Origin of the sequence: Pseudoselenomonas ruminantium (assembly GCF_900113715.1) — a bacterium.
GTDB classification, from domain to species: domain Bacteria; phylum Bacillota; class Negativicutes; order Selenomonadales; family Selenomonadaceae; genus Selenomonas_A; species Selenomonas_A caprae.
In genome coordinates this window covers 92,414-107,051 of sequence record NZ_FOQK01000002.1, presented here as the reverse complement: position 1 = coordinate 107,051, position 14,638 = coordinate 92,414, and the positions used below count along the sequence as shown (strand labels likewise).

Sequence of the window (14,638 nt, the reverse complement as noted above, 5' to 3'; positions counted from 1 at the left end):
GGAATAAAGTCTCATATATTTTTTATTCCCGGCCCGTGAAACAAACTCCTTCTTGCTAGCCCTTGCCGGATTTCTTGCCCGGCGGCTTCCGTGCGCATTTGACCACATAGGCCCCCAGGAACATCATCCCCGCGATCTCCGCCATGGACTTGCCCAGCCGCTCCCAGCTGAACGGCCGTGGCTTGTGCGGCCGCCGCTGGGCCGCATCAGCTGCCGGACGGGCTGCCACCGTAAACGGTGCCGCAATCCACTTGGCAAAGCCCGAATCCACGAAGCCATAGCCGCCAAGGCACAGTGCCCCGATAAGCAGCATGGTCGTCAGCGCCTTGGGCACCAGCCGGCACAGACGGAACGACCGCAGGAAATTCACCCGCAGGTACTGCCAATGGAACCCGATATGCGCCGCCACCAGCAGCAGGGAAATACCTCCCAGGCACTTATGATACGGCTTGAGAGCATGCAGCTCGATGCCAAAGGGCTTGGCGGTCAAAATGCCCGTGACCAGCAGCACCGCAAAGACGAACATCAGCGCAAAGCTCAGCCAGTCGGACTCCTTCTTCCGCTTGCTCGCGAACCGCCGCAGCCAGATGCGGTTCAGCCAGACATGACCGGCAATCATGCCGCAGGCCAGCATCCCCGCCCAGACATGATAGTCCGCCGAGATGACATGCCGCTTGAATATCGTGGTCAGCAGGACAAAAAGGACAATATCCACCACAAAACGCACATCACGAACCATAAAAATCCCCCCTTCAGCCCTGCCCTTGCACAGGAAAAGCAGTCATCATGATTTTTATCCTAATATTCGCTGACGGCACAGCCAATTCCTGCCTGCGGCCCTCGGTTGCCCCGCCTGGAGATAAAGGGTATAATGAAGGCGCTATCACCCAAGACAGCAGCAAAGGAGGGAACCCATATGCACACCACAAAAAAATACCGGCCGTCCTGACGATTGCCGGCAGCGATTGCAGCGGCGGTGCAGGCATACAAGCCGATATCAAGACCATGACCATGCATGGCGTCTATGCCATGAGCGCCATCACGGCGTTGACAGCCCAAAATACGCAGCAGGTGACTGGCATCCTGCCCGTCCCCCCTGCGTTCCTTACCGAGCAAACCTCGGCCTCAGGTATTGCCTTCTGCAATTCTCTTGCCACATAGAGCAAGTTGCCCGTGGCTGAATAATAGTAGATTACGGTCTTGATTGTCTCCGCCCCCTAAAACCAATATATTTTCCCAAAGAAAGGATGTCATCCCCATGGAAAAGAAACTCTTGCCTGTCCTCAGCCTCTGCCTGCTGCTCCTTTTGCCAGCTGCCAGCCAGGCGGCCGGCAAAGCCGATTATCCGCTCAAGCAGGTGCTTATCCTCAGCCGCCACAATATCCGCGCCCCCTTGGCCGGACGTGATTCCACCCTCGCCAAGCTCACCCCCCATGCCTGGTTCGCCTGGCAGTGCGCCCCCGGCGAGCTCTCGCCCCGCGGCGCCGAGCTGGAACTGCTGATGGGCCAGTATTTCCGCCAATGGCTGGAAGAAGAAAAACTGCTGGAGCGGAACACGCCGCCTGCCGCCGATGAAGTGCGGTTCTACGCCAACTCGTTCCAGCGCACCATCGCCACCGCACGCTATTTTGCCAGCGGCCTGCTGCCCCTTGCTGACGTAGCCATCGAGCACCACCAGCAAGTCAATGAGGCCGATCCCGTATTCCTGCCTGCCCCGCCGGACAGCGAGCGGTTCCGCCAGCAAGTGCGGAACGAATTTGACAGGTCAGGACTTGAAGGCCCCCTGCAGGAACGCGGCCAGCGCTCTTGCCAGCTGCTCATGCAGACCCTTGACTTTAACCGGTCAACCTATGCCCAGCAGCATGGTCCCCTTGACTATACCCGCAAAGACATCGCCCCGGCAAAAAATGGCGGGCCAGGTCTCCGCACGCCCTGGGGTGCCCTGGTGCCAGCCAGCGATGCGCTGACCCTGCAATATTACGAGGAAGAAAACGACCTTGCCGCCGCCTTCGGTCATCCGCTGACCCGCGAGGACTGGAAAGACATCGCCGCCTTGAAGGAACTCGGCATCAATTCGCTGTTCTCTCAGCCCACCTGTGCCAAGGCCATGGCCTATCCGCTGCTTGCTGTCATGGAGCAGGAGCTTGCCAACAGCCACCGCAAGATCACCTTCCTCTGCGGCCACGATGTCAACCTGGCAGAAGTCCTGCCCGCGCTGGGCGTTGAAGACTACACTCTGCCGGACAGCATCGAGGCCAAGACCCCCATCGGCGCCAAGTTCGTCATCGAAAAACGTCAGGGACAGGGCGGCGAAGAATACGCCTCCCTGTCCCTCATCTACGCCAACGCGCAGCAGCTGCGCCAGCGCACGCCGCTGACCACCGAGGCGCCGCCGGCCCGCATCCCCCTGCGCCTAAAGGGCCTTACTGCCACTCCGGACGGATTCTACCGGTTCCGCGATCTCCAGCAGCGCCTCCAAGACACGATAGCAGAAGGCAGGCACTGGCAGAGCGAGCCTTGAGGCCGCTTATCCCAGTGCTACATCCAGCGCCATCATCACGGTGAACCCCGCAGCAAACGCGAGCACGCCAATGTCACTGTGCTCGCCCGCAGACATCTCGGGGATGAGCTCCTCCACCACGACGTAGAGCATGGCACCCGCAGCGAAAGCCAGCAGGTATGGCAGGATAGGCACGACAAAACTTGCCGCCACGATGGTCAAGGCAGCCCCTAGCGGCTCCACCACGCCAGAGAGCAGTCCTGCCCCAAAGGCCTTGTGCTTATTCATGCCCTCGGCCCGCAGCGGCAACGAGATGATCGCCCCCTCGGGGAAATTCTGGATGGCAATGCCGATGGACAGCGCGAAGGCACCGCTGAGCGTGATATCCGCATTGCCCGCGAGCCAGCCCGCAAAGACCACGCCTACTGCCATGCCTTCCGGAATGTTATGCAGCGTCACCGCCAGCACCAGCATCGCCGTCTTCGGCAGGCTGCAGGCCATGCCCTCCGCCTTGTCCGCATCGAGATGCAGATGCGGGATGACATGGTCGAGCAGCAGCAGGAACAGCGTCCCCGCCCAGAAGCCGATAAACGCCGGCAGGAAAGCCAGCCGTCCCAGCTCCGCACTACCCTCCATCGCCGGGATCAAAAGGCTCCAGATCGACGCGGCCACCATGACGCCCGCCGCAAAGCCCATCAGTGCCTTCTGTACCCCCGCCGACAGTTCACGTTTCAAGATATATACACAAGCAGCGCCAAGCCCCGTTCCCAGCAGCGGAATGAGCAGCCCCTGCCATATCTCCATCGGCAACATATCTATCGCCTGCCTTTCCTCATATATTCTATTGCCATTGTACTTCCCTCCTATGAAAATAGCAACCAGTTTTCCTGGAAAGATCCTGCCGGCTTCTGCCTGCTATCTTCCGGAGCCCCGCATAGCAAAAAAGCTGCCGCGCAGGAAGCCCTGCACGGCAGCTTTTTTTGAACGTCTTTTTAGTTGTTCTTATTGCCCAGCACCGTCTTGCCGAAGATGGCCAGCGTCACGAGGAAGACAGCAAGGCCCAGCATTTCGGCCGTATCGGCAAAATCCTTGCCGACCAGTGCCAGCGGGCTGTCGCTGCCGCCGCTCGTGACCGAGACGACGATGACACCAGCCAGCGCGACACCGACCAGCGACTCGCCGACGATAAGGCCCGAAGCGAACAGCGTACCACGGCGCATGCCATTTTTCCGGCCTTCCTCGCCCTTGCGCTCCTTGAGCTTCTTATTGAGGAAGTAGCCCATGATGGCACCGATGACCAGTGGCGTCTGTACCGAGGGCGGCAGATAGATGCCCATGCCGACAGCCAGTGGCGGCAGGCAGAGATTGCGCGTATTGCGTTTGAGTATCTGATCGGTGATGACGAGCAGAACGCCCAGACCCATGCCAAGGTAGATGTACTCCCAAGCAAGCTGGCTCGAGAAGATGCCCTGGGCAATCGTCGTCATGAGTGCGGCCTGCGGGGCAGCCAGTGCCTGGGACGGGTCCATATCCGGACGCGGCAGCGCACCAGGGAAACCATAGGCCTCATAGAGGAGGTTGAGCACCGGGGCGATGACCAGAGCACCGACTACGCAGCCGAGCAGCAGAGCCACCTGCTGGCGCCACGGCGTAGCACCGACCAGATAGCCGGTCTTCAAATCCTGCATATTATCGTTCGAGATGCAGGCAATAGCCATGATAATGGAGGTCGTAAAGATAGCCGTCGCCGTAGCGAATTTCTCGCCGCCCGGCAAGTCAAAAATGCCAAACGACGTGCAAAGGGCATACATCACAAGCGATGCCACGATGATGCCCAGGATGCCGATACCCGAAATCGGGCTCGAGGAGGTGCCGACGAGACCGGCCATATAGGCACAGGCTGCGGCGACAAAGAAGCCCATGAACACAGCCACGCCGACGCCGACGAGGACAAAAGTGAGGTTCTGCATCAGCGGCAGGCCCTCAGGGCTGACAAAGGCATAGAAAATCGCCAGCAGGCCGGCAACCGTCAACGCGAATACCAGGCCGATGCTCTTGATGGACATATCGATGTCCATGCGGTGTTTGTCCTTCTCGCCATCGGACATGCGGACCGAGGCAATGGACTCCTTGACGCCCTCGATGACCGGCTCGGCCAGCGTGATAAGGGTCCAGATAGCGGCCACGCCCATGGCACCAGCGCCGATCAGACGGACGCGCTCCTGATAAACCGCACCGGCAAATTTCTGCATCGTCATGCCATCAGGCAGTGCACTCGTGATCGTGTAGAATGGCACGAAGCCCGCCCAGGCGATCAGGATACCGACGAGCATCGCCAGTCCCGAGGCAATGCCGATGAGATAGCCGGCACCGACCAGCGCCGTCGAATAGCCGATGGGGAACTGCGTCATGCCGCGGCCCACATGGAACCAGAGGGACAGTCCCCCCGAGAGGACCTGGAAGCCATTGGAAAGCAGCGCGACAACACCAGCCACGATACCGCCCGACATGATTTCCTTAAGGCCGCTGCCCTGCTTAGAAGCTGCCGCAGCATTGCTGCCGACCTTCAAGATCTCAGCCGCAGCCACGCCTTCCGGATAGGCCAGGTCGCTATGGACGACCATCGCGCGGCGCAGCGGGATCGTGAACAGCACGCCCAAGCAGCCGCCGCAGGCCGATACCAGCAGCGTCTGCCAGAATTCAAAGCCCTGCCAATAGCCGATCATCAGCATGCCGGGGATGATGAAAATGATGGCCGACAAGGTTCCTGCGGCGGAAGCCTGTGTCTGCACCATGTTGTTCTCAAGGATATTGGAATCTTTCGCCATCTTGAGGACCGCCATCGAAATCACCGCGGCGGGGATAGCCGAGGAAAAGGTCAGGCCGACCTTGAGGCCCAGGTAGACGTTCGATGCTGTGAAGATAACCGTCAGGATAGCACCGAGCAGCATACCGCGAACCGTAAGTTCAGGAAGCCGTAGATCGTGCTGCATAAACTCATTGTCATTTTGTTTCATCGTATGAATGCTCCTTATAGGGTAAATGTTTTTCGCAACTGTACACCTGTAATGTACAATCACAAAGAACATTATAGCACAATTAAAAGCGTCATAAAAGAGGTATATATGTATACATGTAACAAACGCATGACAAAAAACTGGCAGCCCCTTCTGTCTGGGACTGCCAGTTGCCGTCAGCGGGAGATTCCCTTAAAGATCGAAAGCTGCCTCGTGCTCCGACTCACTCTGCTTCGGCTTGCGCTCGCAGAGCAGTACGTTGAGCACAATGGCCATGATGCTGCCGATCGTGATGCCGCTGTTGCCGATGAGCTGCACCCACTGCGGGAAATGGCTGTAGAAGGACGGCACCCCCAGCGGGATAAGCGCCACAGCTACGCTGATAGCCACGACCATCGAGTTGCCCTTCTTCTGCAAATCCGCCTGCGAGAGCGCCTGCATGCCGCTTGCCGCTACCATGCCGAACATCGCCAGGCCAGCACCGCCGAGCACCATCGTCGGGATGCAGGCGACGACAGCCGCCAGCTTCGGGAAGAGCCCGAGGATCATCAGCAACACGCCGCTGGTCGCCACGATATAGCGGCTGCGGATTCCCGTCATGCTGATAAGGCCGATGTTCTGGGCAAAAGCCGTATACGGGAAGGTATTGAACACACCGCCCAGAGCCGTCGAGAAACCATCGGCCCGCAGGGCCTTGGTGAGCATCTCCTCCGTCATCGGCTTTTTGACGATCGAGCTGATGGCCATGACATCGCCCGTAGTCTCGGCCATCGTCACGAGCATGACCAGCGTCATGATGAGGCACGATACCGGCTCAAATACCGGCAGGCCAAAGGCAAAGGGCGTCGTGACACCGAGCACTGCCGCTTCGCTGACGGCATGGAAATCCACCATGCCGAAAGCAGCTGCAATCCCCGTGCCGATCACCAGGCCCAGCAGCACTGAAATATGCCCCAGGAAGCCCTTGCAGGTGCGGTAGATGAAGAGGATGATTGCCAGCACCGCCAGCGACAGAGCGATGTTTGACGGGTCACAGTAATCAGCAGCCGCAGGATTCGGCCCCGTGATCCAGTTGACCGCTACCGGCAGCAGCGACAGACCGATGATTGTGATGACCGAGCCCGTGACCACCGGTGGGAAGAACCGCAGCATCTTGCTGAAGAAATTGCTGATGATGAAGCAGGCAATGCCGGCAAAGATAGCCGAGCCATAGACGACCTGCAGGCCAGCTGCCCCGCCGCCATGGGTGTTCGCGATGATGATCATCGGCGTGACCGCCGTAAACGTGCAGCCCTGCACGATCGGCAGCTTCGCACCGATGACACCGCGGATGCTCAATGCCTGCACGAGCGTAGCGATCCCACAGGTGAAGAGATCGGCATTGATGAGATAAATGAGCTGTTCCGTCGAAAGCCCGATGGCCCCGGCAAGTACCAAGGGCACAGCTACCGCACCAGCATACATGGCCAGCACATGCTGAGCCCCGTAGATAAGCGTGCGCAAAAACGGCAGTTTCTGGTCAACCGGATGAATCGCGTTCGTCACAATGAATTCCCCCACAAATTTATTTCTCTACAAACGTAATCTTGCCATCGTCCAGCGAAGCAATGCTTGCCAGAGCCTCAAGGTGATACCCTTTGTCGATGATGCGCTGATGGCCGCGCTGGAAGGCCTTCTCGATGGCAATGCCGATGCCAGCCACCTTCGAGCCTGCCTCCTCAACGATGCTCGCCAGTCCCAGTGCCGCCTCGCCATTGGCCAGGAAATCATCGATGACCAGCACATTCTCACCAGCCGGCAGATACTTCTGCAGCACGATGATTTCTGACGTCTCTTTCTTCGTGAACGAGTAAACCTCATGCTTATAGACCGGCTCATGCATCAGCACCGATTTCTTCTTGCGCGCAAAGACCAGCGGTACGCCGAGCTCCATAGCCGCCATGACACCGATGGCAATGCCCGATGCCTCCACCGTCAGCACACGGTCGATGCCCGCATCGCGGAACAAACGCGCAAACTCCCTGCCCATCGCCAGCGACAGCTCCGGATCGATCTGATGGTTCAAAAACGAATCCACCTTGAGCACGTTGCCTGGCAGGGCAATGCCTTCCTCCTGAATCTTCCTCTCCAGCAGTTCCAAAATAATCTTCCCTCCATGCTAACTAAAAATGCCGACAGTCCGAGCCCCTAAAAAGGTGCCCAGACGGTCGGCATTTTCCCGAACTGCACGGCCCGTGGTCAATTCCACTGAACCGTCAGCCATGCAGTTTCGTTGCTATCAGATTATACGCTAATTATAAGTATTTATCCCCGCTGCGTCAAGAAAAATGTCCGCGATTTACGGATTTCTTTGCGAAGAATGCGTCTAAAAAAGACGCGTGAGCTATGCCCACGCGCCTCTCTTACCATAAAGATGGTCTTATTTTGCCTCCAGTGCATTCCATGCATCGTTTGCACGGGCAACATAAAGGTCACGGATGTTCTTGTTCTCGCCAATACCATGGATGTAGGTATCGACCTTGAAGCCCTCTTTGACCAGCATGGACTTATGCGAATCTTCCTCATCGCCAGCCATATCGTTGTTGGCATGGTCACCAGCAACCATCATCAGCGGCATCAGCGTAACGTGTTTGATGCCGTTCTTCTTGAGCTTCGGCATAACAGTCTCGAGGGACGGCCAGCCTTCAACCGTGTAGACATAGACGTTCTTATAGCCCATCTCATCGAGTTTTGCCTGGATGACCGAGTAATACGCATTCGAAATGTTCGGCGTACCATGAGCCATGATCAGGATAGCATCGTCTTTGCCCTGTTTCGGGAACTGGGAGGACAGCGCCTTGATGGTTTCCGTGACATCATCGGCCTGCTCTTCCTGGCCCTGCCAGTACATCAGCGACGTACCCAGCGTCATCTTCTTGAACTGGTTCTTGTAGTTCTGATAAACGCCCATATCGTAGTTGTACTCCATGCCCGGGATGACATCGAGGGAAACCAGTGCTACACGGCTGTAACCATCAGCCTTGAGCTGCTCGAGTGCCTCTTCCGGCGTCGGGAACTTGATGCCTTCCTTCTCCTGTACGCGCTTGATGATGATATGCGACGTATAAGCCGTGACAACCTTCACGTTCGGATGAGCAGCCTTGATGGCATCGACCGTTGCATCGATGGTCTTAGCGCGCGTATCCTTGAACGTCGTGCCGAACGTCATAACCACGATAGCGTCCTTATCCGCAAGGTTCTTAAGCTCCGGGTTCTCATTCTTGAGCACACCGATTTCCGAGGCCGTCTTGAGTGCCATCGTCGGTTTCTTTACTTCCGGGTTCAGCTGATAAGCAGCCTCCGTCTGCGGAGCAGCAAAGCCCCAGGCAGCCGTGCAGGCAAGAGATACAGCCAATGCTTTTTTCCAGTTTTTCATAATGTGAATCCCCCTATTTCTTGGATAAATAGAAAGGGGCCTTTTGGCGCACCAAAAGACCCCTGCTATCCTGTGGTTGGATAGTCAGCAGTCCCCTTCCCATCGCTCGCAGGTGGCTTGACCGGTCAAATGACAAGTCAAAACGGTGACTTTCGGACAGGCAGTTCTTCTGGCTCGGTTCATCGCTCCCCTGCGCCTTCCCAGATTCATATCCAGTGGCAATCTTGCAGGATCGCTCCCCTCACAGCGGCGGGACCGCGCCGGTTTTGACCGGCTTTTCTCTTCGGCTGTCATAGACAGCACCTGTTCCCTGACTATGAAATTATATGCGTGATTTATATCACGGCTTTCATTATAGTGCATCAGAGAAGCGCTGTCAACGGCGGACACACAAAACACCCATCCGCCTCAATCCTCATCGAAGCCAAACAGATGCTTGAGGAAACTCTTCTTGTTGGCCGCATAGAGTTCCCGCGAATAGTTGATATTCTGCGAACTGTAGAGCGGGTTGATGATATTCTTGCGCGGCAGCCATTCCTCGGAAAAAAGCGGCTTGGTGAATACGATTTCCGCCAGGGACTGGCGGATCTTGGCGATCTGCTTGGAGTCGAGATCCGGCACGATGGCCTTGGACAGCAGCCGCCCGACCTCGACCATCTCCTCTTCCTTTATGCCGCGGGTCGTCGGGATCAGGCTCGACAACCGCAGCGCAGGGATCGTCTTATCATCATCGAAGGTCATGATATTGTCGCATTTGACGATGAAGCCCGCCTGCTTGACCTGCGACAGGAAGGGGCCGCGGTCTTCACAATGCACCTCGGGGGCTACGTATTGGCTGTTCGTCCCATGATAGACGATATTGAGGCCATTGTCCTTGAGGGATTCCATCAGCGCATTGGCATTCTTCAGGCACTGCTGGCAATACTTGCCAAACTCCGGCGTCTCCGCCTCGCGGAATGCGATGCAGAGTGCCGCCAGGACATTCTCCTGCAGATATACATGCCCCGTATTGATGGCAATCTGGTTGAGGCTGTCCACATTCTCGCTGTTCGTAAGGATCACCGCGCTCTGGGGTCCGCGCAGCGTATCATGGGTGTAGAACGTCACCACGTCGGCATGGGGTACCGGCGAATGCATCAATTTCGCGGCTACCAGTCCCACGACCGCACTCATGTCCACCCATAGCACGGCCCCCACGCCATGCGCGATCTGCGCCAGCTTGCGGTAGTTGACATCCTTCGGATAATTCGTCGGCGAGAATATGATCATCTTGGGCCGGCACTCCTGCGCCAGCGCCTCGATATGGCGGTAATCCAGATGCTGCGTCTCCGGCTCGATGCTGTATTTCACGAAATTGTACTTCATATCCTCGGTATAGCAGTATTCCCGCTTGCGCAGGTTGAAGGACATGATGGTATCGCCAGTGTTGACGAAATTGTGGAAGACGATCTGCGACGCTGCGACCAGATTGTTGATGCGCACGATGGCCGCCTCGCTGCCAAACAACCGCTTCGCGCGCTCGATGGCCAGGGACTCCAGCCGGCTGCACGTCACCACATCGTGATAGTCCATATAGGTATTGCTGAGCAGGCTGCCCTTCAGATATGAGCAGAAGGGCGAGGCATAGTTCTCGTTCGGCAGCAGGGACAGCGTATAGCGCTGCGTCTTCAGTTCCATCTGGATAAAATCGAAGAGCTCGGGGTCAAACGCCTCAATGCCCCGGATTATCTTTTCGCGTTCCATGTATATTCCTCCTCGCTTACAAGGCTAGTGCACCCGCATACTCATCCTGGGAAGAAGGGCCAGAAAATCGGGATGACAAAGATGCACACGAGCAAAGCCACCAGCACCATCGGGATACCGACCTTGACATAATCGATGAACCTGAACTTGCCAGGCCCCAGCACCAGCGTATTCGGCGGCGTCGCCACCGGCGTCGTAAAGGCACAGGATGCCGCAATACCGATGGTCATAAGCACAGGATACGGCGAGGCCCCCATGGACTCGGCGATGGAAATCCCGATAGGCGCCAGCAGCGCGGCCGATGCCGTATTGCTCATGAACTGCGTCAGCCCGCAGGACAGGATGAACATGGCCACGACAATGACCATCGGCGAAGGCTCCGTGCCGATGAGGCCGATCACGAAATCGGCGATCATCTTGCCCGCCCCGCTCTTATCCATCGCACTGGCCAGCGGCAGCATGCCGGCGAACAGAAAAATCGTGACCCAGTCAATCCCCTGATAGGCCTGCTTTTCTGTCACGCAGCCTGTAAGCACACAGGCCAGGGCGCCAATGATGGCAGACGTCTGCATCGGCACACCGATATCCTTCTCCAAGACCATCGCCACGACCACACAGACCAGGATTGCGGCACAGATGAACATCTTGCGCGGATTCTCCGGCTCCGCCGACTCCTGGTCAAACAGGTTGTTGTCCGCGTAATTATGCGGGCACAGGCGCCGTCCGACCGTCATCATGTAGATGACACCTGCCAGGGACAGCGGCACACCGATAAGACCGAACTCGAAGAAACCAAACGGGCTGTAACCGGAGGTCTCCAGCGTCGCACTCATGAGGATGTTCGGCGGCGTACCGATAAGCGTGAGCGTACCGCCGACATTGGCCGCGATCGCCATGCCCATGAGCTGCGACGATACGGGAATGTGTGCGGCAATGCAGATCTGCACGACCACCGGCATCAGGCAGGCCACCGTCGCCGTATTCGACGAAACACCCGAAAGGATAATCGTGATGACCATCAAGGCCAGCATCAGCTTCTTCTCATCGGTACCCGCCTTCTTCACGACCGTGACGCCGATCTTCTGCGCCAGCCCCGTCTGGAACATGGCTGCGCCAATGACGAACATGCCCGCAAACAAAACCACCGTTGAATTGGAAAGCCCCGAATACACCTGGGCAGGCGTAAGCACCCCAAACAAGCCCAGCACAATAGCCGATCCCATGGCCGTGACCGCCAGGGGAATAAGTTCCGTAGCAAAGAAGAACCCCGCTACGCAAAGCACACATAAGGTAATTACAGCAGAATCCATACATTTCACTCCTCGCCTATTCACTTGTCGCTATGTCGTCTTGGAGTCAGTACCCATAGCATATATGTTATCGTACTTACCTCATTCTATATCAGCGGGCAGCTTCCCTTTTATTTTTTAGTTATCGAAAGGCCGCGTTTATGGAATCGTTTCAGCCAAAACCAGCGATCCTCCGCATAGCAAAAGGGCCGTCGTCTTCACCAAGGAGGTGAGGCCGACGGCCCTTTCCTGTCTATACCGATTTCCTTACAACATGAGGAGCAGCTTACAGCAGCTTCTCAATCTCTCCCGCCATCTTGGCCGGATCATAGGTCGGCTCGAAGCGAGCCACCACCTTGCCTTCCCTGTCGACCAGGAATTTGGTGAAATTCCATTTGATGGAATCCCCTTCCAGGTACTCAGGGAAATTCTGCTGGAGCGCCTCCGTCAGCTTTGCTGCGATGGGATGCGACTCGTCAAAGCCCTTGAAGCCCTGCTGTTCAATCAGATACTTGAACAGGGGCTGCGCCGTGTCGCCACGCACATCGCCCTTCTCGAAGATCTGGAAGGTCACGCCATAGTTCAAGCGGCAGAATTCCTGCACTTCGTTGTTGCTGCCCGGCTCCTGGCCGGCAAACTGGTTGCAGGGGAAGCCCAGGATCTCCAAGCCCTGCCCCTTATACTTCATATAGAGATCCTGCAGCTCCTTGAACTGCGGCGTGAAGCCGCACTTGGAAGCCGTATTGACGATGACCAGTACCTTCCCCTTGTAATCCGCCAGGGATTTTTCCACACCTTTGTTGGTCTTTACCACAAAATCATAAATACCCATATCGTTCTCCTCACTTACATCTGACACGCGATCTATCAAAGGCCCAGCATGGCATCCAGCTTAGCCTTGTCGAAGCTCAGCACATAATCCTTATCATTGGCCGTCGTGATGGGAACCATGGTGTCCCCAGTCAACGCATAGCAGGCATCGCGGTCTGCATCGTTTTCCTCGATATTGTGCTCCTCGAACTCCACATTCTTGCTCTTCAGATACTTCTTCACCTTGTCACACCAAGGACAATCATTGATCGAATATACTTTTACCATACTGCATTACCCTCCTTCAATTTCACTAGATATTTTTCAGCCAGCAAAGCGGCTACCGTGCCGTCAGCGGCAGCGGTAGTCAGCTGGCGGATTTCTTTTTCCCGCACATCCCCGGCGGCAAATACCCCTGGAATGGCTGTCCGGCAGTCCTCACCGGCTTCGATACGGCCACTGGCCGAAAGCGGCAGCTCTTCCTGGAAAAGCTCCGTATTGGGCACTACGCCGATATTGACAAAGATGCCATCCACGGGCAGGCTGCGCGTCTCCCCCGAGGCCTTGTCCAGCACCTCGATGCGCTCCAAGCGTCCCTCTCCCTGCAGGCTCTTGATCTCCGTCTGCAGGAAGATCTCCACCTTGGGATTCTCCTTCAACCGCTTTTGGGAGACTTCATCCGCCCGCAGCTCCGAACGGTGTATCAGATAGAGCTTGCTGGCATGCTTGGTGAGGAAATTGGCAGCATCTACGGCCGCATTGCCTCCGCCCATGACGGCGATGACTTTGTCCTGATACATATGACCGTCGCAGAGTTCGCAGTAGTGCACGCCCTTGCCTGCATACTTTGCTTCCTCCGGCAGCGGCAGTTTGCGGCGGTTCATGCCCGAAGCGATGATGACCACATCTGCCTCGTAGATATATGCCTCTGTTTCCACCAGCTTCGGCTGCCCTTTGAGGCTTACCTTCACGATGGAGTCAAACTCATCGATGACTGCACCAAAGCTTTCTGCCTGCTGCTGAAGAGTGCCGATGAGCTCCTTGCCGGAAACCTTGGCAAAACCGGGATAGTTCTCAATACCAGTGGCATTGGCTATCTGTCCGCCGACAATGCCGTTCTCCAGCACCAGCACGTCCAGATTCATGCGCCCTGCATACAGGGCTGCCGTCAGCCCTGCCATACCTGCACCAACAATAACGATATCCTTGTGGATCCGCTTTTTCTCCATGCCATCAGCTCCTTCTCTCTGAATAAAAATGAGGAAACAGACTTACGCGACCTTCATCACATGGGATATTCGAACGTAGAACCTACGCCGAAGTGGATGATATATTCCTCAGCCCCAGCCACAGGAATCCAAAAACCATAAGCCCGGCCAAACTGCCCTTCGTAGGCTTTGTAGACAGCCTGCTTCGTATCTGCCGCCTGATTGCAGAGACAGCCCTTATGCTGCTCCGGCTTGCCGATACTCGAGCATTTCATCTGATCATTGAGCCCCAGCGAAGCTGCTTTCTTATTCACCGCGTGGATCTGGCGATCTTTGGTGATCAGCATGATGGGCTCCGGGAAGTTGTCCCACATCATATGAAAGGCATTGATCATTTCCTGCTTGTCCATGTTTTCAGCTCTCCTTTGCTTAGAGACTCTTCTACACATCCGTCTCTAAACCCTTCATTTCTTTTTTACACTCCCTATTATACAGTAAAATTATATTTTGTCAAATATAATTTTGACATTCCTTTATTTCCCGCCGGAACAGCCAATGCAGCAGCGCATACGACAAACCGCAGGTAATGGCACTCACAAATTAACCCAAGATCAAGACCTCCCTTAGCCGCAAAGACAGGCCGGCCACACAAAAAA

The 14,638-nt window shown here is 56.4% G+C and carries 13 protein-coding genes, 1 pseudogene and 2 riboswitches; of the genes and pseudogenes, 2 read left to right on the top strand and 12 right to left on the bottom strand.

The features are described 5' to 3' along the window. Nucleotides 1-55: 55 nt before the first annotated feature. Nucleotides 56-739 (bottom strand): DUF4405 domain-containing protein, encoded by a 684-nt coding sequence (locus tag BM181_RS14910; protein ID WP_082336104.1) that lies wholly within the window; start codon nt 737-739, stop codon nt 56-58. 194 nt (nt 740-933) lie between these two features. Here BM181_RS14910 and BM181_RS15465 point away from each other — a divergent pair. Together BM181_RS15465 and BM181_RS01605 are read left to right on the top strand one after the other, a co-directional pair. Next, nucleotides 934-1,125, top strand: a pseudogene (locus tag BM181_RS15465) (bifunctional hydroxymethylpyrimidine kinase/phosphomethylpyrimidine kinase); the annotation flags it as partial. Nucleotides 1,126-1,204: 79 nt separating this feature from the next. Further along, nucleotides 1,205-2,521 carry a histidine-type phosphatase gene (locus BM181_RS01605; RefSeq protein WP_143092076.1) on the top strand — a complete coding sequence of 439 codons (1,317 nt, stop codon included), beginning with the start codon at nt 1,205-1,207 and terminating at the stop codon, nt 2,519-2,521. Between the two features lie 6 nt (nt 2,522-2,527). Here the strand turns inward: BM181_RS01605 and BM181_RS01600 are convergent, their stop codons facing one another. From BM181_RS01600 to BM181_RS01550, 11 genes are all read right to left on the bottom strand, one after another. Continuing rightward, nucleotides 2,528-3,313, bottom strand: a complete 786-nt coding sequence (locus BM181_RS01600) for a ZIP family metal transporter (RefSeq protein ID WP_082336103.1) — start codon at nt 3,311-3,313, stop codon at nt 2,528-2,530. Nucleotides 3,314-3,492: 179 nt separating this feature from the next. Beyond that, nucleotides 3,493-5,517, bottom strand: a complete 2,025-nt coding sequence (locus BM181_RS01595) for an OPT family oligopeptide transporter (protein ID WP_075441823.1) — start codon at nt 5,515-5,517, stop codon at nt 3,493-3,495. Nucleotides 5,518-5,709: 192 nt separating this feature from the next. Further along, the gene (locus BM181_RS01590; RefSeq protein WP_143092075.1) at nt 5,710-7,062 is read right to left on the bottom strand and encodes a nucleobase:cation symporter-2 family protein; all 1,353 of its coding nucleotides are present in this window, start codon (nt 7,060-7,062) and stop codon (nt 5,710-5,712) included. Between the two features lie 19 nt (nt 7,063-7,081). Beyond that, nucleotides 7,082-7,657 (bottom strand): xanthine phosphoribosyltransferase, encoded by a 576-nt coding sequence (locus BM181_RS01585; protein ID WP_075441819.1) that lies wholly within the window; start codon nt 7,655-7,657, stop codon nt 7,082-7,084. A gap of 50 nt (nt 7,658-7,707) precedes the next feature. Then, nucleotides 7,708-7,790: riboswitch (ZMP/ZTP riboswitch) on the bottom strand. Between the two features lie 146 nt (nt 7,791-7,936). After that, nucleotides 7,937-8,932 (bottom strand): sirohydrochlorin cobaltochelatase, encoded by a 996-nt coding sequence (locus BM181_RS01580; protein ID WP_075441817.1) that lies wholly within the window; start codon nt 8,930-8,932, stop codon nt 7,937-7,939. 142 nt (nt 8,933-9,074) lie between these two features. Further along, nucleotides 9,075-9,254: riboswitch (cobalamin riboswitch) on the bottom strand. A gap of 86 nt (nt 9,255-9,340) precedes the next feature. Continuing rightward, nucleotides 9,341-10,675 carry a PLP-dependent aminotransferase family protein gene (locus BM181_RS01575; protein ID WP_075441815.1) on the bottom strand — a complete coding sequence of 445 codons (1,335 nt, stop codon included), beginning with the start codon at nt 10,673-10,675 and terminating at the stop codon, nt 9,341-9,343. Between the two features lie 41 nt (nt 10,676-10,716). Further along, entirely contained in the window at nt 10,717-11,985 is a 1,269-nt protein-coding gene (locus BM181_RS01570; RefSeq protein WP_075441813.1) for an SLC13 family permease, read from the bottom strand. 265 nt (nt 11,986-12,250) lie between these two features. Further along, the gene (locus BM181_RS01565; protein WP_075441811.1) at nt 12,251-12,796 is read right to left on the bottom strand and encodes a glutathione peroxidase; all 546 of its coding nucleotides are present in this window, start codon (nt 12,794-12,796) and stop codon (nt 12,251-12,253) included. Between the two features lie 35 nt (nt 12,797-12,831). Next, on the bottom strand, nt 12,832-13,062 hold the full coding sequence (locus tag BM181_RS01560; RefSeq protein WP_075441809.1) for a glutaredoxin family protein: 231 nt from the start codon (nt 13,060-13,062) through the stop codon (nt 12,832-12,834). Then, nucleotides 13,056-14,003 (bottom strand): NAD(P)/FAD-dependent oxidoreductase, encoded by a 948-nt coding sequence (locus BM181_RS01555; protein WP_075441807.1) that lies wholly within the window; start codon nt 14,001-14,003, stop codon nt 13,056-13,058. Before BM181_RS01555 ends, BM181_RS01560 begins: the two co-directional genes overlap by 7 nt. 56 nt (nt 14,004-14,059) lie before the next feature. Continuing rightward, nucleotides 14,060-14,392, bottom strand: a complete 333-nt coding sequence (locus BM181_RS01550) for a hypothetical protein (RefSeq protein ID WP_075441805.1) — start codon at nt 14,390-14,392, stop codon at nt 14,060-14,062. Nucleotides 14,393-14,638: the final 246 nt, after the last annotated feature.

Bases quoted from the DNA above. Each gene is read 5' to 3' on its own strand.
- BM181_RS14910 (WP_082336104.1), bottom strand. From the start codon at position 739: ATGGTTCGTGATGTGCGTTTTGTGGTGGATATTGTCCTTTTTGTCCTG.
- BM181_RS01600 (WP_082336103.1), bottom strand. From the start codon at position 3,313: ATGTTGCCGATGGAGATATGGCAGGGGCTGCTCATTCCGCTGCTGGGA.
- BM181_RS01595 (WP_075441823.1), bottom strand. From the start codon at position 5,517: ATGAAACAAAATGACAATGAGTTTATGCAGCACGATCTACGGCTTCCT.
- BM181_RS01580 (WP_075441817.1), bottom strand. From the start codon at position 8,932: ATGAAAAACTGGAAAAAAGCATTGGCTGTATCTCTTGCCTGCACGGCT.
- BM181_RS01575 (WP_075441815.1), bottom strand. From the start codon at position 10,675: ATGGAACGCGAAAAGATAATCCGGGGCATTGAGGCGTTTGACCCCGAG.
- BM181_RS01570 (WP_075441813.1), bottom strand. From the start codon at position 11,985: ATGGATTCTGCTGTAATTACCTTATGTGTGCTTTGCGTAGCGGGGTTC.
- BM181_RS01565 (WP_075441811.1), bottom strand. From the start codon at position 12,796: ATGGGTATTTATGATTTTGTGGTAAAGACCAACAAAGGTGTGGAAAAA.
- BM181_RS01560 (WP_075441809.1), bottom strand. From the start codon at position 13,062: ATGGTAAAAGTATATTCGATCAATGATTGTCCTTGGTGTGACAAGGTG.
- BM181_RS01555 (WP_075441807.1), bottom strand. From the start codon at position 14,003: ATGGAGAAAAAGCGGATCCACAAGGATATCGTTATTGTTGGTGCAGGT.
- BM181_RS01550 (WP_075441805.1), bottom strand. From the start codon at position 14,392: ATGGACAAGCAGGAAATGATCAATGCCTTTCATATGATGTGGGACAAC.